The 18,004-nt window shown below is 44.6% G+C and carries 14 protein-coding genes; 2 read left to right on the forward strand and 12 right to left on the reverse strand.

Going from position 1 to position 18,004, the window contains the following annotated elements; translation table 11 throughout:
• Positions 1 to 64: 64 nt before the first annotated feature.
• The 8 genes from GJQ68_RS18825 to GJQ68_RS23255 all read right to left on the reverse strand — a co-directional run bounded on the left by GJQ68_RS18825 (position 65) and on the right by GJQ68_RS23255 (position 11,532).
• Positions 65 to 880 (reverse strand): DUF4843 domain-containing protein, encoded by an 816-nt coding sequence (locus tag GJQ68_RS18825; protein WP_162418827.1) that lies wholly within the window; start codon positions 878 to 880, stop codon positions 65 to 67.
• 3 nt (positions 881 to 883) lie between these two features.
• Complete coding sequence (locus GJQ68_RS18830; RefSeq protein WP_162418828.1) at positions 884 to 2,326, reverse strand: RagB/SusD family nutrient uptake outer membrane protein; 1,443 nt, start codon at positions 2,324 to 2,326, stop codon at positions 884 to 886.
• A 5-nt stretch (positions 2,327 to 2,331) separates the two neighbouring features.
• Positions 2,332 to 5,307 carry a SusC/RagA family TonB-linked outer membrane protein gene (locus GJQ68_RS18835; RefSeq protein ID WP_162418829.1) on the reverse strand — a complete coding sequence of 992 codons (2,976 nt, stop codon included), beginning with the start codon at positions 5,305 to 5,307 and terminating at the stop codon, positions 2,332 to 2,334.
• 153 nt (positions 5,308 to 5,460) lie between these two features.
• Positions 5,461 to 7,383 carry an OmpA family protein gene (locus tag GJQ68_RS18840; RefSeq protein WP_162418830.1) on the reverse strand — a complete coding sequence of 641 codons (1,923 nt, stop codon included), beginning with the start codon at positions 7,381 to 7,383 and terminating at the stop codon, positions 5,461 to 5,463.
• Between the two features lie 5 nt (positions 7,384 to 7,388).
• Positions 7,389 to 8,015, reverse strand: coding sequence for a 7-carboxy-7-deazaguanine synthase QueE (locus tag GJQ68_RS18845; RefSeq protein ID WP_394351328.1), 627 nt, complete (start codon positions 8,013 to 8,015; stop codon positions 7,389 to 7,391).
• 61 nt (positions 8,016 to 8,076) lie between these two features.
• A complete protein-coding gene (locus tag GJQ68_RS18850) occupies positions 8,077 to 8,976 on the reverse strand; it encodes a bifunctional 5,10-methylenetetrahydrofolate dehydrogenase/5,10-methenyltetrahydrofolate cyclohydrolase (RefSeq protein ID WP_162418832.1) in 900 nt (299 codons plus the stop codon).
• Positions 8,977 to 9,085: 109 nt separating this feature from the next.
• Positions 9,086 to 10,879, reverse strand: coding sequence for a translation elongation factor 4 (gene lepA, locus GJQ68_RS18855; RefSeq protein WP_162418833.1), 1,794 nt, complete (start codon positions 10,877 to 10,879; stop codon positions 9,086 to 9,088).
• Positions 10,880 to 11,292: 413 nt separating this feature from the next.
• Positions 11,293 to 11,532 (reverse strand): AAA family ATPase, encoded by a 240-nt coding sequence (locus GJQ68_RS23255; RefSeq protein ID WP_235941803.1) that lies wholly within the window; start codon positions 11,530 to 11,532, stop codon positions 11,293 to 11,295.
• Positions 11,533 to 12,219: 687 nt separating this feature from the next.
• Between GJQ68_RS23255 and GJQ68_RS18865 the strand changes: the two genes are divergently transcribed.
• On the forward strand, positions 12,220 to 12,513 hold the full coding sequence (locus GJQ68_RS18865; RefSeq protein ID WP_162418834.1) for a nucleotidyltransferase family protein: 294 nt from the start codon (positions 12,220 to 12,222) through the stop codon (positions 12,511 to 12,513).
• Positions 12,503 to 12,841 carry a HepT-like ribonuclease domain-containing protein gene (locus GJQ68_RS18870; protein WP_162418835.1) on the forward strand — a complete coding sequence of 113 codons (339 nt, stop codon included), beginning with the start codon at positions 12,503 to 12,505 and terminating at the stop codon, positions 12,839 to 12,841. Before GJQ68_RS18865 ends, GJQ68_RS18870 begins: the two co-directional genes overlap by 11 nt.
• An 81-nt stretch (positions 12,842 to 12,922) precedes the next feature.
• Here the strand turns inward: GJQ68_RS18870 and GJQ68_RS23570 are convergent, their stop codons facing one another.
• The 4 genes from GJQ68_RS23570 to GJQ68_RS18885 all read right to left on the reverse strand — a co-directional run bounded on the left by GJQ68_RS23570 (position 12,923) and on the right by GJQ68_RS18885 (position 17,338).
• On the reverse strand, positions 12,923 to 13,045 hold the full coding sequence (locus GJQ68_RS23570; protein WP_262888125.1) for a hypothetical protein: 123 nt from the start codon (positions 13,043 to 13,045) through the stop codon (positions 12,923 to 12,925).
• A 498-nt stretch (positions 13,046 to 13,543) separates the two neighbouring features.
• Positions 13,544 to 14,683 carry a 6-bladed beta-propeller gene (locus tag GJQ68_RS18875; protein ID WP_162418836.1) on the reverse strand — a complete coding sequence of 380 codons (1,140 nt, stop codon included), beginning with the start codon at positions 14,681 to 14,683 and terminating at the stop codon, positions 13,544 to 13,546.
• On the reverse strand, positions 14,670 to 16,166 hold the full coding sequence (locus tag GJQ68_RS18880; protein WP_162418837.1) for a hypothetical protein: 1,497 nt from the start codon (positions 16,164 to 16,166) through the stop codon (positions 14,670 to 14,672). The genes GJQ68_RS18875 and GJQ68_RS18880 overlap by 14 nt, the downstream gene beginning before the upstream one ends.
• Before the next feature lie 5 nt (positions 16,167 to 16,171).
• Positions 16,172 to 17,338, reverse strand: a complete 1,167-nt coding sequence (locus GJQ68_RS18885) for a hypothetical protein (protein ID WP_162418838.1) — start codon at positions 17,336 to 17,338, stop codon at positions 16,172 to 16,174.
• Positions 17,339 to 18,004: the final 666 nt, after the last annotated feature.

Raw genomic sequence — 18,004 nt, forward strand, 5'->3', positions numbered from 1 at the left:
TTTCCCTAAGTCTCTGATAATTTACCAGGCTTTTTCCTTTTCTTCTTTTTTGGCTAAGGCTGGGTTAATCCACCCGGGTCAAGGTGGTCACTCCGCTTTCCTCCGATTCTTCCGTTCTCCAGCTAATCCGTATGGTACCATCCTCATTGACGCTTCCCGTACCGTTGAAGGTATCTTCCCCAAAAACAAGGTCGGGTTGGTCGGTGATGGTAATTTCCCCGCATAGCTCAGTGAATACCGCTGGATTGTCCTCGGCACCAAATACCTGCGAATAAACTCCTCCCGTAATATCGGATATCCGGTACGTAAAGGGTTCCAGCTCGGTGATCGTAACTTCGTAATTTACGGTACCACCGGTACCTACGGTTACTGTATTGTAAATGCCCGCCAAATCGGAAGGGCAAGAAAGGCGGATCTCAATGGTTAATTGAAAGTAATTGGTGCTTATTTTGGTTTCGCCGGCATCCAGAATAGTCAAGGTTAAATCAGGCATTTCGTCAGTAGCCAGATTGCCAGTCAAAATTTCCAACGGTACGTCTACGAAGCTACTATTGGCCGGAATGACCACCTCCCTATCTTCCAGGCGGTAATGCACTCCTTCTACGGCAGTTGATGTGGGGTCTACTCCCAATAAAACGGGGACTGGCTGATCCACCTGAATTCCTACCAGGTTTACCCGAACAAACTCCTGGTCTACCTGATTGTCGTCTACCTTGGTCATGATTTTCTGAATGGTATTATTAGGCCTGGAAGCCTCATCAAATTCCACCTCCATGCCTTCCCAAACGATATTAAACCCGGATTCATCCATACAAGATGAGATCCAGAAAGCCATGCCCAGAAATAGGAAAAATCCAACTGTTTTTAGTTTAGTAGCCATATATCAATATCCTGGGTTTTGCTCAAGGTCTTCATTTAATTGAATTTGTTCAAGTGGAATATTTGCCAGTACACGGTAATCGGTATAGGGAACCTCTAGAAAGTCTCCGTGCTTGCTGATATCCCTTCCATTACGTTTCAGATCGAAAAACCGGTGCCCTTCCAGCGCAAATTCCACCCTTCTTTCCTGCAATATACGGTTAAGTAGCGCTTCGCCTGACAGCAGATTATCCACTGGACCCAGCCCACGTTTGGATCGCAGCGCATTGACATCTTCTCTTGCTCCCCGTGGATTGTTTTGATACCTGGCCTCCGCCCGGATCAGGTAAAGCTCTGCTGCCCGAATGACGGGGAGGTTTTCCAGAAAATCTCCCTTGTATCCCGTCCATTTTCTACTGGCATATACCGGCCCTTCGATACCTTCTCGGGTGGTTTCCCTCCAGCAATCTCTTCGCACATCCTCCTCTTCGTAAGCCGCCATGAGCTCGTTAGAGGCTCCAATGATAAATTGTGCGGCCGGTTCGTTGTCTGAAACCAGGGAATTCAGACTATTATTTACGCCATCCACACTGCTCCAGTCCACTTGTCGGAGTTCGAGTTCAAATAGGGATTCCGGATGCGGTGCACGGGAGAAGCCCTGTACGTATTGACCGGGTTCGGATAACCCATCCCCATTGGTGCGCAATCCAAGCAAGTTCATGGCTGAAGTGGCTGCCCCCTCTGCATCTTCCATGCGTCCCCAGTAGAGGTAAAGCCGCGCCAGTAAGGTTAGTGCTGCACCGGTATTGGCATAATAAACTCCTTCTGATCCAATGGATACCGCTCCCACCAATGGAATGGCTGCCAATAGGTCACTCTCAATTTGCGCATAAACCTCCTCCACAGTGGATCTGGTTCTGAAATTCGCATCAGAAGCTACTAAGGTCGGCGTTAACCGTAATATTGGTCCTAAATTAAATCCATCCACTTCTCTTCCCGGTTCGTACCCATACACCCTGCACAGGTCAAAATAAAACAAGGCCCTCATAAAATAGGCATCACCTTTAATGAAGGATTTTTGATCCTCTTCCCCGGCTACACTTTCGTCATCTATGGTTTCGATGATCAGGTTGGCATCGTTTATTCCACCGTAGACCACTCCATTCCAAATAGCAATGTGGTCCCTATCCCCGTTCGTTTCTTCCCCCTGATACCTACCAGTATTCGCTACCAATCGTAAATTGTCTGCTAAAATCTCCGGAGCAATCATCATGGTTTGACCATAATAACTGAAGCTATTCGCCCTGCTGTACATCGAGTTCGCAACCGATTGATACCCTGCTACGTCATTAAAGGCCACCTCTGGTGTCAGACTTTGCCTGGGTGTTGTGTTCAGGTCGGTACAAGCCATCATGGGAAACAGGGCCAAAATGGAATAATAGAAACTATTTTTGATCTCTTTTATCATCACTATTAAAAGGTAAGGTTGATGCCTGCGGTAATCTGCCTGGCGGTAGGATACGTTCCGTAGGTATCCCCAAGGGAGTTTACCTCCGGATCCAGTCCGTTATATTTGGTCAGAGTCCAAAGATTAAGTCCCTGAACAAACACATTCATTTCTTCAATTCGTGCTTTGGACAACAGGCTTTGGGGCAAATTATAGTTAAGCGTTACCTGCTTGAGCCGTATATAGCTGCCATCGGAAAGCTGCTTAGTAGAAAATTGCTGGTAACCTGAATGACCGGGGATGCGCCCCCCTTCATAAGGCCGGGGTACATTGGTGATTTGTCCGGGTGTTCTCCAAAAATACAATTGGTCCACGGTCTGGTTATCCTGTCCGATAGAACCCGCCTGCGCCAGGTTGTACAGGTCCTGATTAAATGCCAGGTTTCCGTATTGGTATTGGAAGAAGATTTCCAAGGTTACCGGTCCGTAAGCCAGGGTATTAGACAGCCCGCCGTAGGTCCAGGGGAGTGCACTTCCGATGTATTTCTGGTCGTCATTGGCAACCAGGTAGGTATATTCTCCATTCTCATCGAAATACATGGGCGATCCATTGGCCGGATTCACACCTGCGTAATCGTAGCCGTAGAAAAAATCAATTGGTTTTCCTACGATCAATTCATTCCCAATGCGGTCAAGCCCATCGTAAAGCTCGAGTAACTCGTTGGAATAAATGGTAGTATTAAATGCCGTTGACCAGCGGAACTTACCCCAGACCACATTGGTGGTTTGTAAATCAAAGTCTATACCCTGATTTCGAACCTTCCCGGCATTACGGGTGATGGATCCAAAACCCGAATCGATGGGAAACGGAGTTTCGAACAGCAATTTTCTGGAGTCCTTTCTCCAAACATCCACCGTAGCAATGATGCGGCCGTTAAAAAAGGTAGCGTCCACCCCAAAATTGGTAGATGCCGATTCCTCCCAGGTTAGCTGATCGTTGCCCAATTGCACAAAACGAAGGGCACCGCCTCCCAAATATTGCCCGGCTGACCCTACCAGCGTTCTGGATTCAAAATTGCCAATATTGGAATTTCCGGTAACGCCATAGGAGGCCCTGACTCGCAAATTATCCACCCAAAGGGCATTTTCCATAAACCTTTCCGAAGAGATTCTCCAGCCCGCAGAAACGGCTCCAAAATTCCCCCAACGGGTATTCGTCCCAAAACGGGACGAGCCATCCCGCCGAATGGTCAGGTCAAACGTATATTTATCGTCATAGTCATACTTCGCCTGTCCAAAAAAGCCCGATCGTACATACTCGGTATAAAAGCCGCCAACGTTAAACGGCTGCGCCGCATTTTGAAGGTACCTCAACACTGGGTTCGGAAAGCCCCGACCCGTTGCGGAAGTGTTTTCCTGGGTTTCCATTTTGTATTCGTAGCCCAAAATACCGGAAAGGGTATGCACCTCATCAAATTTCTTATTGACATTGAAATTGGCATTTCCATTAGAGTTGACAATTCTTCGGTCAACAAAGGTGGAGGAACCACCGTAACTGGCGAAGGCAGGAATGGTGGAGGGCCGGTTGTTTTCGTCCCTATTGTCGGAAAAATCAATCCCCCCGAAAGCGGTAAAGCCTAGCCAGGGAAGTATTTTATAATTAAACTGCAGGTTGGAAACGGACTGATAACTGGTTCCGGTTCTCAACTCCTGCCGCACTCCCTGGACGATATTGTAGCCAAAAAGGTGTTCGGAAGGGTATTCCGCAAAACTCCCGTCCTCATTGTAAATAGGAACGTTGGGTCTGGAAACATAGCCCGCTACAAAGGGACTGTTGACAAAATTTCCGCGGTCGATGGTACCGTTGGTAATCTGCCTGGATAAAGAAATATTGGCATTTATACTGAATTTCTCATTTATATTATGGGAAAGATTCATCCTTCCTGTCGTACGCGAATAGTCCGATTCGATCACCTGTCCCTGATGATAGGTGTGGGATCCGGAGATAAAAAACTGGGAGCGTTCATCCCCTCCTGACAAGGAAACATCGTAAACACTTAACCTGCCATCCCTGAAAAGCGCATTTACCCAATCGGAATTCTGAATATCCGTATCGCTGGGACTTCCAAAGATGTTTTCTGCATCTGCGGGGTTGAGCCCGGCATTTAAGTAGGCCTGTCTTTTGATAGAAGCCAGTTGATTGGCATTCATCACATCGTAAAACCCAAGTGGTTGAACAAGCCCTTCCTGGGCAGAAACCCGAACTTTCGTTTTACCCCTTTCTCCTCTTTTTGTAGTTATTAACACCACCCCGTTGGCCGCTTGGGCGCCATAGATAGAAGCTGCCGCCGCATCCTTGAATACTTCAATGGATTCGATATCGTTGGGATTGATGGAGGCAAGGGCATTTTGAGGTCCCTGGCCTGAAAGCCCACCGGAGGCCACCTGCACCCCATCGACAATGTACAGGGGTTGCGTGCCTGCATTGATGGAGCCAACTCCCCGAATTTGAACATTCAACGTTCCTCCGGGCTGGCCTGAACCGGCCGTTACCTGCACACCCGCTACCCTGCCCTGCATGGCCCTGTCGAATGACTGCATCGGCAAATCCTGGAATATTTCTCCTTTGACGGAGGCAATGGAACCAGTCACTTCTCGCCGCGTCTGGTCTCCATAGGCCGTTACCACTACCTCATCCAGGGAAGTCACTTCAGGGACCATGACCACGTCTACCCGATCCCTGTTTCCAACGGCAACCGTCCGGGGCTGCATTCCCACAAAACGGAATACCAGTTCATTTTCCCCATCAAACATTTCAATCTGGTAAGTGCCGTCGATGTCGGTAACGGTACCCGTGTCCGTGCCTCTTACCATCACCGTCACTCCAGGAATCGGTAATTGTTCCTCCGCATCCGTCACCGTTCCGCGAACGGTTCGACGTTGCGCTTGTGCCAGAGAAGCCAGAAAAAGGAATAATAATAGGAGTGGTAAAGCTTTCTTCATGATATCAATTGAAGTGAACAATCAATTTTATACAAATTACACGGATATTCCAATCAATGAGGGCAAAGTAAACGGATGATCAGCTTGTTTTATGAAAATATAAACGCTGAAAGCACCGTTCGGTTTATGAAATCATGCTTTTTATCTACCAACTTATTGGATTATCACTTCAATTCTTCGGTTTAGGGCCCGGTTTTCCTCCGTATCATTGGGCCTGATGGGCTCTGAAGCCCCTTTTCCTATTGTGCCCAGTCGTGACTCCACAATACCGGAAGCCAGCAGAAATTCCTTCACCGTTTCAGCCCTTTTGGTACTGAGGGTTCGATTATAGGATTCCGAACCTACATTATCCGTGTGTCCTGCGATGGTAATGGCAAGAGAAGGATGGGCCTTCAAGAATTTGACCAGCCGATTTAGCGAGCTTACCGAGGCTGGCTTTAAATCCGTATCATCAAAGTCAAAAAATACGTTTTCAAACACAAAATGGCTTCCTGAGGCAATGGGCTCCAGAAATACCTTCAGGTTTTTCTTATTTTTCAAACTGTCCCTTTCCACATTGTAAATCTTGGGCATAAAGCCTTGCTTTTCCACATATAGTCCTGAAAAGGCACTATCCGGGTAAATCATGGTAAAGGTACCTTCCTCTCCCTCGGCACGGAAACGATACAAGGTGCTGTCATTATCAAGATTGACCAGGGAGAGCATGGCTTCAACCGGCTCTCCGGTCTGTTCATTGACCACCTTTCCTTCCGTCACAATCAGCTTTTCTCCCAGGTCAATGCTTTCCGGGAAGTCAAAGCGGTACAAAAAAGAGCTATCGACCCTGCCTTGATGAAAGCTGTTTTCGGTATAGTAGGCATAGTCTTTTTGAGCGGCAATGAAAAGGGCCAACTGATCCTTCTGATCATTTATGGGATAGCCCAGATTTTCCGGACTGCCGAAACCTTCCCTTCCGAGCTTACTCATATAAATATCTTTTCCTCCAAAGCCCACATGCCCGTCGGATGCAAAAAAAAGAACGGTGTTATTAAAAAAAACAAACGGTGAAACCTCATCTCCAGGGGTATTTACCTCCTTCCCCAGGTTAGCGGCCGCAGCCCATTGCCCCTCTTCCGATCTCCTGGAATACCAAATATCATTTCCTCCTTCTCCTTCGGGCCTGTTGGAAGCAAAGAACAAGGTACTCCCATCCGCTGACAGGGAGGGTTGGGAATCCCAAAATCGGGAATTGACACTTCTCCCCATGTTCCGGGGCTTTTGCCAGGAGCCATTGATTCGTTCGGTCAGGTACAAATCACAACTCCCAAAAGAGTCCGGCGTATCGCAGGAAGTAAAAATCAATAGATTACCATCGGCGGAGATGGTACAGGTCCCTTCATTGTAGCGGGTATTTATAGCCACCGATATGGGTTCCGGAACGGTCCATTGCCCATTTTCGAAATTGGAATAATAGATGTCCTCATGGTCCCGAACCGATGTGCCGTCCCGTTTGGTGAAAAAAATCCGCCTGCCATCAGCCGTTAAAACCGGGAAATACTGCAACTGGAATCGATTTAGAGGCGATGGTAGCTTTTCTTTCCGGAGCTTCAGGGGGTTTTGGATCCCTTCTTCAATGATTTCAAGTTGCTGTTTTTTTTGCTGGTACTGATCCGACTCCAGAAATTCCCTTGTGAAAAATGCATGACTGTCTTTAATTACTTGCAAGGCCCCTTCAAACCGGCCCATTTCCAGTAAAATCTGCCCCTCAATCCAGCCTAACTGACCCCGGTAAAAATCACTATCCTTGATCAAAAGCCTATTTTGTCCCAATTTAACTACTTCCAATGCTTCCTCAGGCCTTCCACTGCTTAGGAGTGTTTGGGCATGGCGGATATAAGCCTCGTAAAAATCCTTGCTCCTTTGGTATGCTTCCTGAAATTTTTCCCGGGCTTCGGGAAATTGCTTTCGGCTTAGAAAGACTTCTCCTTCTTCGAAATATTTTATCGCCCGTTTGTCAATAATGGAATACTCCTGACCCGAAACCTGAAGGCAGGTAGCCAGCAAAAATAGGGAGAATAGGAGTACCTGCCGCATCATATAAACTAAGGGATTTCCATGAATTTGTGCGTTTGAAGCGAAATCCGCCAGGAGGGGTTTTCTTTGACAAAATCAACGATCTGCGGCATCATCTGTGTCGCTTTCGACCATTCCGGCTGTAAAAGTAAATTGCAGGAAGCAGTCACCTTGGCGGATTCCTTGCGAGCAAAATCGAAATCACTTTTATTGAATACAACCACTTTCAATTCATCAGCTTTCGCATACATTTCCGGCACCGGTGCTTTAAATTTTTTGGGTGAAAGACAGATCCAATCCAATGTACCGGAAAAAGGGTGAGCCCCGGAGGTTTCCAGATTGATTTTAAATCCCTGATCTTTTAATCTGCTTGTCAGTGGCCCCAGCTCGTACATCAGCGGCTCCCCGCCGGTGATCACGGCCAATCTGCCCGGATAGGCTGCTGCCTGGGCTACAATCTGGTCTATTTCCACCAGGGGCCAGCTACCCGCTTCCCAGGAATCTTTTACATCACACCACACGCATCCGACATCACAGCCCCCCAGGCGTATAAAATACGCAGGCTGACCGGAATACACTCCTTCTCCCTGTATGGTGTAAAATGCTTCCATTAATGGCAATACGAATCCTTCCCTGACCCTGCTGTCTGCTTCTATTTTCATAATTTTTGATTGAGCGGGTAATTGAACCGCTGGTGATTACTAAAAAACGTCTTTTTTACTGGTATATTTTACCCTGTGCAGCAAGAAGTGTGTTGTATAACAACGAGGCAATGGTCATGGGACCTACCCCTCCCGGCACGGGTGTAATGGCCGCTGCTTTGGAAACGACTTCGTCGTACTTCACGTCTCCCACCAGCCTAAATCCACTTTTCTTACTGTCATCCGGAATCCTGTGAATCCCCACATCAATGACGACAGCCCCTTCTTTTACCATATCTCCGGTCACAAATCCCGCTTTGCCAATGGCTACGATCAGAATATCCGCCGACTGAACAATCTCGCGAAGGTTTTGGGTGCGGCTGTGGGTTAGGGTCACGGTACAGTTGCCCGGATAATCATTCCTTGCCATCAGGATACTCATGGGGGATCCCACAATATGGCTCCTTCCGATGACCACGCAATGTTTACCGGATGTCTCAATTTCATACCGCTTCAAAAGTTGAACAATGCCATTGGGAGTGGCCGAAATATAAGCGGGCCAACCCAGGGTCATTCTACCCACATTGGCAGGGGTAAAGCCATCCACGTCTTTTTCCGGCCGGATTTTGGCGGTTACCTTTTCAACGGAAATCTGTTTTGGCAGGGGTAACTGTACAATCAGCCCGTCAATCTCGGGGTTTGCGTTAATTTTCTCCACTTCCTCCAGCAATTGTTCTTCGGAAACGGTTTCCTCCATTCGGACCAGCGTAGATTCAAAGCCCACCTGTTCACAAGCCTTTACCTTGGCCGCTACATAGGTTTGGCTGGCTCCGTCATTGCCTACCAAAATAGCCGCCAGATGTGGAGAACGCTTCCCTTCCCCTTTCATTAGGGCAACTTCCGCAGCAATTTCCTCCTTTATGGTACTTGAAATTTTCTTTCCGTCAATTTTTATAAATCCTTCTTTTTGTTCCATTTGCGCTCACTTTATTCCATACCCGTCGGGTATTTCAATTTCATTTGGTTTGCTTGCGGGTGGCATTGCAGGGGGAAAAAGACCAACCCTTTCCCGAAGAGGTACCTTTCTAATCCAATTTGAGTACCGCCATAAAGGCTTCCTGAGGCACTTCCACATTGCCTACCTGCCGCATCCGCTTTTTGCCCTTTTTCTGTTTGTCCAACAATTTTCTTTTCCTGGAGATATCGCCTCCGTAGCATTTTGCCAATACGTTTTTTCGCAACGCTTTAACCGTCTCACGGGCAATTACTTTCGTTCCGATGGCGGCCTGAATGGCGATTTCAAACATTTGCCGGGGCACCAGCTCTTTCAGTTTTTCGCAAAGTCGTTTTCCCCACTCGTAAGCCTTGTCCCGGTGTACAATGGCAGACAATGCATCCACCGGCTCTCCATTCAGCATCACGTCCAGACGAACCATGTGCGATTGCCGAAAACCGATCAGTTCATAATCCAGGGAGGCATATCCTCTGGAAATGGTTTTGAGTTTGTCAAAAAAGTCAAAGACAATTTCCACCAGAGGCATATCGAAGGTAAGTTCCACCCGGTCGGAGGTTAGGTAAACCTGGTTTTTGATCTGCCCGCGCTTGTCCATGCAAAGCTGGATCACGGGGCCCACGTAATCTGCGGCCGTGATGATGGCTACCTTTACAAAGGGCTCCTCTATATGTTTGAACAAATTGGGCTCGGGCATGTCAGAAGGGGCATTAACGATCCGGAATTCATCGTTATTCATCATGGCCCGAAACTGCACCGAAGGCACGGTGGTAATCACCGTCATGTCAAACTCTCTTTCCAGGCGCTCCTGGATGATTTCCATATGAAGCATTCCCAGAAAGCCACAGCGAAACCCAAAGCCCAGTGCCGCTGACGTTTCCGGCTCCCATACCAGGGAAGCATCGTTCAACTGCAATTTTTCCATGGAGGCCCGCAGTTCTTCAAAATCGGTGGTTTCTACCGGGTAGATCCCCGCAAATACCATGGGCTTAACGTTTTCAAATCCCTGTACGGTATTGCTACAGGGTCGTTTTACATGGGTAATGGTATCCCCCACTTTTACTTCTTTGGCTATTTTAATTCCAGAGACCAGGTAGCCTACATTTCCAGCTCTAAGCTCTTGCTGCGGTTTTTGCTGGATTCCCAAAATGCCAATTTCATCCGCTTCGTACTCCTTGCCCGTATTGACAAATTTGATCCGGTCGCCCTTATTAATGGTGCCGTTAAATATGCGAAACAATACCTCCACACCACGGAACGGATTGTATACCGAGTCAAAAATCATGGCCTGCAGGGGACCTTCTTCATCTCCTTTTGGAGCGGGGACTTTTTCTACTACCGCATTGAGAATATCTTCGATGCCAATCCCTTCTTTTCCCGAAGCCAGGATAATGTCTTCCCGGCTGCAGCCAATCATTTCCATGACTTCTTCTGCCACCACTTCGGGTTGGGCACCAGGAAGGTCGATTTTATTGAGGACCGGTATGATTTCCAGGTCGTGGCCAATGGCCAGGTAGAGGTTGGAAATGGTCTGGGCTTCTATGCCCTGAGAGGCATCCACGATCAGCAGTGCCCCTTCACAAGCGGCAATGGAGCGGGATACCTCGTAGGAGAAATCCACGTGTCCCGGGGTATCGATCAGATTGAGGGTATATTCCTCTCCCTGATAGGGATATTTCATCTGGATGGCATGGGACTTAATGGTAATGCCCCGCTCCCGTTCCAGGTCCATACTGTCCAGAAGCTGATCTTGCATCTCCCGGTCGGTCACCGTATTGGTGAATTGCAGGAGCCGGTCGGCAAGGGTACTTTTGCCATGGTCGATATGGGCAATGATACAGAAATTTCTTATTTTTTGCATGTTCATACTGGGTGCAAAATTAGTAAATCCCCGGCGTTTTTATAGGTTTTGCTGATTTTAATTAGAAGTAGGCCTTTCTATGGGTTCACCGCCGATTTACAATGATTATCACAGATTTTTCCCGGTGTTTTAACCTACCAATTATTGACCCATTTTCTGTGACTTATCTGTGCTATTTGTGGCGCTATTATTTTTTTCACCACAGAATTACGCGGATTCTGACAGATTTTTTCTGGTATTTATAAGCTGGGAGGATTAACTCATTTTCTGTAATTTATCTGTGGTAATCTGTGTAATCTGTGGTGCAACTTTTTTTACCACGACTTTAGACTGATTTTCAGAGATTTTTAATAGATACCAAAATTGACCTGTTTTCAATAATTAATCTGGTAGTATCCTATTTACCGGCAGGGAATCACCTAGTACAACATGCCAAATAACCAAAGGGGGATTCTCCGATTACTCCCCCCGGCTATATCTAGTGCCAGGTAAGACTGGGGGACTCCCTTAAGCTGTTCGGTGGTTTTGGAGGCTCCGCCCACCTCAAATACATAGGTATCATCGACCATAAAGTCGCCATACCTGGGAGCCGTCACCGAATGAACTGCTGTAAGTTGATTGAGAAAAAATGTTTCGCGTACGTTACCTATATTTGCCATTGTCGGAGAAAACAGGTAAATAAAGTTGGGGTTTTGCAAATAGATCTTTTCCGGCTTCTGAAGGTAACTTACCCCTTTGGTAAAAAATCATCAAGACTTAAATATATACCTTTCCCTTGGATGGCAGAGAGGTACTGCAAAAGAAGGGTGGTTTTGCCAGAACCCCTGTAGCCAAGAACAATGATCAGTTTTTGCTCCCAATCAATTCGTCCATAGAGGTACCTTCTTTTTTTTCCTTTGACAAAATCGGCCTTACGCAGAGATTTTCGAATCAGACTTTCCGTACATTGATTTTTACAAAAAGCAAAATTATAAAATAGTTTTTATAAAAAGCATTATGAAATAATACTTCCTGAAAAAAGTATTTTGGGAAGAGGTAAGGTTACGGCCATACCAGGAAAAGTGCACCTTTAGCCATTGCAAATGGCTACTTGTCAAGCCATAATGTTTACAATAGGAGAAATTCTAGGATATGCCAAGTGAAAGTTTGTAGATTCTAAAACAGATGATCAGAATTATTCGCTAATTTGGAAATATGGATAAACTAATCCTTTTCTATAAAATAAATTCCCACTCTAAAAATTTTAAAAGGGAAGTTCAGGATTTTGCGGGAAACCTGAAAGGAATCCTAAACTTGTAAAAACCATTTTAATCAATCTGCGTACATTTTTTGTACATTGTGAAAAAATGATTACCGAAGATCAAAAAAATATCATTATTGAGGTTTTGCAACCTTATACCCCTAAAATGATCGGCATTTTTGGTTCCTTCGCCCGAAATGAGAATAAGGAAAATAGTGATTTGGATATTCTGGTAGAATTCCAGAATACAGTAAATCTGCTGGATATTATCGGTGCTGAAATGCAATTATCTGAATTATTGAACCTTAAGGTGGATCTTATCACCACAAAAGCCATTTCCCCACGATTGGTCCCTCGAATTGAAAGCGATTTACAAAAAATCTTTCCTGATGAAGGATAATGTAGTCTACCTTTACCACATAAACGATTGTATTGTTAAAATACAAAAATACACAGACAATATTTCCCTGGATGAATTTTTGAGCCAATCAGTCATCCAGGATGCGGTTATTCGAAACTTTGAAATAATTGGAGAAGCAACAAAAAATCTTTCCTCTGGACTAAGAAGAAAATATCCTGATATCGAATGGAAAAAAATTGCTGGAATGAGAGATAAATTAATCCATGATTACCTTGGTGTGGATCTATGGGCCATTTGGGCTGTTGTGGTCGATGTCATTCCTGAATTTAAAATTAAAATCCAGGATATCATTAACGAGGAGAGTTAAAGCTATAAGGGCTAATGTCCCCTGCGACAGGCCCGTCAGAAAATAACTCATCAAAAACATTTGTATCGATAAATATTTAGATTAACGGTCATACTTGCGCATTTTCTCAATGGCCCGCTTATGAACCCGCACTTTGCTATCGGCTTTCAATAAACCCTTTAGTTCTGCTATTTCATCCGAAATCACGAAGTCATCCTGCTCCATAGATGCCCCCATTTGTATCAGGTCACGAACATATTGGGACAAATTTTTTTAGACCTTTTGGCCATTTTTTACAGAAGGTTTCTATCTAATGATAAGGTAACTTTTTCTGTTGGACTGGACATAAGCTTTAATGGTATAGTCTTACACAAATATACCACTTTTTTAATTTCTGGAAACGTGCACGTTTAGCCAATCCAAATGGTCTCTAGCTGGGTGTAGATTGCGTCTACATCCCTTATATTATTTAATTTACGCCAGCGAGGCATTTGCAATGCCGGCTTCATGGCCAGAGCTTTAGGAAAATCATTCCCGGAAAGGTGTACGTTTAGCCATTTCAAATGGCTTTTTGGCGGGTCTAAATTGTTTGTAATCCCGAAGATAGCAGGGTGAAGTGGCATACTTCACCCAGTGGCGTTTTTTTCTGTGGTAATCTGAGTAATCTGTGGTACACTTTTTCACCGAAACTGGGGAAATGTGCCGTCCTGGATTCAGTACCCGCTAAAATTTAACAAGTCGGATGACAAACTCGTCTCCCTTCAGGTGGTCTTTTACCCATTCGGGTAAATCCTCCATCGTCTCTTCGCCAATGTATTCCGGATCAAGATAGGACAAGGCATAGCCATCATCAAAGCCCACAAATTGACCCAAAAACCCATAGTAATCGGTTTTGGCTCCTAAGTAAAGCTCGTTTTCAAGTGTATCCATCAAAAAAATCCGATAGCCTCCCTGATCGTATAGGCTTCCCAGATACCCCTTGTCAAAACCAACCAGGAAATTTCGCATGTATCTAAAGTTCTTGATTTCCTCGAAATTTTCTTCGAGGTTTTGCTTGAGTTGATCCGGAACATTCAGCAAGCCAAAGTCGAATTTTAACACCTGCCTTAAATCTCCTTTCTGATCAAAGACATGGACTCGATTATCTATAGGCTTATTGTAGTAAATCTCAGACCCGTAGCTTCCAAATTGATAATCCATCCAAATAGATTCATTTAAGCCTTCATCAAAGTCAAGCATTGCGAATTTGTCTTTCAGTTGGTTATCCGTCCTGAGAATTTTCTTGCCTTTAAAATCACCAAAATTCCAGGAGGAAAGGCCAAATAGAAGTGAACCTTCACCAGTAACTTTAACCACATCCGCCTCAAAGGACAACTCTTTCGTTCCCTCAAGATCATGATCTGCATCATAAACAAACAGCCGGTCTTTGTCCCTGAACCCATCCAGCAGGTATACCTGACCAATATTCGTCAGATCAAAATCCGAAAGATTCATAAATTCCCCGGGGCCTGTTCCCTGCCTTCCGATATTTTGTATGAATTGGCCGCTTTCATCAAACATACTTAGGATTTTTTTTGATTTATCCAGGATATAAACCTTACCGTTTCGGTATTTGATCTTATCAATAAACGTAAAATAATCTTTATCGAAATTGCGCTTGATGGGAATGTATCTAACCTCCCGGATAAATTCTTCTGGGAAATAATCCGTTTGCTTGATATCGAACGAGGAAAAAGAAATGATTCTTTCATTTGCCCCAAATACCTTCTCCTTTTTATCAGAACAAGCTGATAAAAAAACACATAGGCCAAATAAAAACAAGAGATGCCTGACTTCTAAAATCACTATCCTAATAACTTTCATCTTTCCTCATTTTAAGATAATCATACACATTCCTAAAACGCTTTTCCCTGATCTCTTTGATCAAATTCTCGTGCCTCTCTACCCCCTCATCAAAATCTTTGGCCTCAGGAAAAACACGTTGAGGAGTATCCCGCTTACTGTCCCATTCTTTCCATCTTTTTCCGGAATTGTTCCGGAATTGCTTTTCCAAAGATATATTGGTTGACAAGGATCTGGATATTTCGCTGTACAAGGTAGAAGGAACATGTCCGTCTTTCCGCCAAAAGTCGCTGTCATAACCGGCCTGAGAATTCATTCCAACAAAATCAAATGATCTGACAACCTGTTCCATATCCTCCTTCAGTGGATCTTTTGTATGAGGACCAAATCTTAGTTTCTCGTAACGTTCAATTCCGTGACCCACGGGATCTTCCCTTGGGCTATACCAATTTTCCCCCAAATAATAACAGGTAAATTCCAATTCCGAAGGGTAAAAAACGTCCTTCCCTGTAAAGCGCATACGGATTTTACCGGCAACATCCTTTCTCCTGCCTTCACGCTTGATCTCGAAATTGACATCATGGTATTGGGAAAATTCAAAATTTACTTCTGTGATCCTCAGGTTGGTTTTATCTATTACCAAATTCCCCTCCCCTATAAGGAATATATTTTTGGCATCCTCTTGCCTGTACCTCTCCTTGGTTTTGAAGTGAACAACGTAATCTTCATCCGTTTCTTCGTCGTAGCTGTAAGCAAACTCGTAGTACTTATGGTTTTTCAAAAACATCGGCCCGCAGACTTCCAGCCCCCGGTAAACCGGACGGGACATAAATGGCATCACTACCCATCTAATGCCACCCGATTCGTCATAGGACTCGTAAGGAATGGGTTCGCCGTCATAGCCGAACCGATCACTCATGCGCTGCTCCAATGGCAACAGGTAAAAGTAAGCGTCCGGTTTCCCACCGGGAGCAAAACTCCATTTGGACCAGTTACGGTTGCCGGAAAGCAAAGCCAACCCATCCATCTGGTAAAACTCCAGGAAACGCTTCCGATCTTTGATGAAGCTATGGGCATTGATATGGTAAAGAAGCGGAGAAGTAGGATACCTAGAGCTAAAATCCCTGCCTGCAAGCGTCATCAGCTTTTCCACGGTATAGGAAGTGACCTCTACTTCCTCCAAATCAATCACATTCGGGCTAAGTGACACCGAAAATTCAGGCTGATCAGGCACGATAAAGGAAGTATCCCTACTAAAATAGCTTCGCACAGTAACAGGTATGCCGATTTTCAGGGTTACGCTACCATTGATATCCGTTACGGAAATCGGCTTTCCGGCTTCGTTAAGGACCGTATAAAAAGCAGCAGGCTGACTTTCCTTCCCGTCATTCATCGACAATCGCATTACAGAGGAGTCTGCACTTACCCTCATGGGATCACTTTGTGCCTTAATCCTTCCGGAGAACATGACCATCAATACCATCGAATAAATAACCACCTTCATTTGACTCACCATTTAAATTTCACCAAAACAGGTATCTCTTCACTTGAAAGACCATCTTCACTTTTGATCTCTCCATAAAACCTGTCATTCCTGAAACCAACTACACTGAACCCCTTTGGTACATCAATGTCACCAATTAATCCATTTCCTTGATAAATCTGAAGCCCGTCCATTTTTTCACTAATACCCTTCCTGTAACCCCTGAACAATAAGTCTAACTCAGAGAAGTGTTTAAGAAAAGTAAAAAACCCATAGTTAGGTCTTAATTCCTTGTAGTATTGAACATAATCCTCCGTTCCCTCCACTTGCTCATAGTCGGTCTTCATACTCCTTCCGGCATTCCCAAAAGCATATTGCGGTTCATCAGCTTCCCTGAAATAATAAATTAGGGTATCTGCTTCAAAACCCAGAAAAAAACCATTTTCTTTCCAGCCAGCTACTTTAACCGATGATAAATAGGGCAAAAACCGCCAGGACCCATAAATGGGCGACATCCTTCCATGTATTCCTGACAGTTTGCCAGAATCAATATCCAAGGTGGCTAATATGCGTGCAGACTCGTAAAATTCACGGTGTGAAAAAGCATTGAACAGCGGATGGGAGGTGGTGATAGTAAAGATTACCTCCTCGTCCTCCAGAAAAGCTATTTGCAAACCGGGATAATCCACCTCATAGATTTCCTTGAATTCCGGACGGGGGTTGTTCATCACTTCATTTGGATTATTCTGGCTTTCGTCATCGAAACGCAACAAACCTTTCTTCATGACTTCTCCAGAACCAATATCCAACATGTAATATTCGTAGGAAGGCCCCAGGGCAATTAACCGCCCTTCATTTTCGGCAAAGCCGACTATTCTTCCGGATAATTCGCCAGGCCCATCCCCACGTCCAAACCTACTGTCCACCTCATTAAAATTGTCATCAAACAAATACAAGGTGCTGTACAGTTCATCCACGAAAACCAGGGTGTCTTTGTAAATTAAAAAACGTCCAACTCCTGAAGTGTTATCCAGGTTGATACTGACCGTATCCATAGTAAGGTTACTTAACTTTAAATCGATGCCCCCCCTCGATGGGACATTCCAGTATCCTGTTTCTTTGTTTCCGGACTCACAACCTCCAACTAAGATTATTAGGAGCAAAAAAGCAGGAACAAAAAAAATCTTTCTCATATTTTAAACGACCTTTTCCTGATTTTTTTAAGTTTAATTTAACTAGCTGTTTTACAGCAGCCAAGGTGCGAAAAAAAAATTAGTTGCAAATACATTTTTTAAAAAATGTAAAAAAAATTGAAAATATTCTTTTTTTAAGCATGTATTGTGTTTTTAGGAAGTCGTGTGAATTTGTGCTTAATCCGTGGGCCTTTTTCACCACGGATTAAGGCAGATTTTCACGGATTTTTTAGGTGTCATGATTGATCCATATTTTCTTTAATTTATCTTTGTTGGCCTGCATAATCTGTGGTGCATCTTTTTTTTTACCACGGATTCGCACAGATTCTCACAGATTTTTTCTGGTGGTTCTTAGCTGAGAGGATTAACCAATTTTTATAATTTATTTGTGCTATCCGTATAACACCTTCTTTTTTAGTCAATTGAGTACAACTATCCCCTTCGTATGCATTGGCAAACGAAAATCGAAGCATTTTAAATACCGGAGATCCATCGAAAACACGTAGAGAATTTTATTCTAAAATATGTTCAGGTCTAGCCATTGCAAATGGCTTTTTGGCGGGTCTAAATTGTTTGTTTGTAATCCCGAAGATAGCAGGGTAAAGTGGCATACATCACCCGGATGTGTATACTATCTAGTATTTATGGGTTTCAACACATGGACAG

The organism is Cyclobacterium roseum, assembly GCF_010119225.1.
GTDB classification, from domain to species: Bacteria; Bacteroidota; Bacteroidia; order Cytophagales; family Cyclobacteriaceae; genus Cyclobacterium; species Cyclobacterium roseum.

Bases quoted from the DNA above. Each gene is read 5' to 3' on its own strand.
- GJQ68_RS23255 (WP_235941803.1), bottom strand. From the start codon at position 11,532: ATGGCAAATATAGGTAACGTACGCGAAACATTTTTTCTCAATCAACTT.
- GJQ68_RS23570 (WP_262888125.1), bottom strand. From the start codon at position 13,045: ATGGAGCAGGATGACTTCGTGATTTCGGATGAAATAGCAGAACTAAAG.
- GJQ68_RS18840 (WP_162418830.1), bottom strand. From the start codon at position 7,383: ATGATGCGGCAGGTACTCCTATTCTCCCTATTTTTGCTGGCTACCTGC.
- GJQ68_RS18850 (WP_162418832.1), bottom strand. From the start codon at position 8,976: ATGGAACAAAAAGAAGGATTTATAAAAATTGACGGAAAGAAAATTTCA.
- GJQ68_RS18880 (WP_162418837.1), bottom strand. From the start codon at position 16,166: ATGAAGGTGGTTATTTATTCGATGGTATTGATGGTCATGTTCTCCGGA.
- GJQ68_RS18835 (WP_162418829.1), bottom strand. From the start codon at position 5,307: ATGAAGAAAGCTTTACCACTCCTATTATTATTCCTTTTTCTGGCTTCT.
- GJQ68_RS18865 (WP_162418834.1), top strand. From the start codon at position 12,220: ATGATTACCGAAGATCAAAAAAATATCATTATTGAGGTTTTGCAACCT.
- GJQ68_RS18875 (WP_162418836.1), bottom strand. From the start codon at position 14,683: ATGAAAGTTATTAGGATAGTGATTTTAGAAGTCAGGCATCTCTTGTTT.
- lepA (WP_162418833.1), bottom strand. From the start codon at position 10,879: ATGAACATGCAAAAAATAAGAAATTTCTGTATCATTGCCCATATCGAC.
- GJQ68_RS18885 (WP_162418838.1), bottom strand. From the start codon at position 17,338: ATGAGAAAGATTTTTTTTGTTCCTGCTTTTTTGCTCCTAATAATCTTA.
- GJQ68_RS18870 (WP_162418835.1), top strand. From the start codon at position 12,503: ATGAAGGATAATGTAGTCTACCTTTACCACATAAACGATTGTATTGTT.
- GJQ68_RS18830 (WP_162418828.1), bottom strand. From the start codon at position 2,326: ATGATAAAAGAGATCAAAAATAGTTTCTATTATTCCATTTTGGCCCTG.
- GJQ68_RS18825 (WP_162418827.1), bottom strand. From the start codon at position 880: ATGGCTACTAAACTAAAAACAGTTGGATTTTTCCTATTTCTGGGCATG.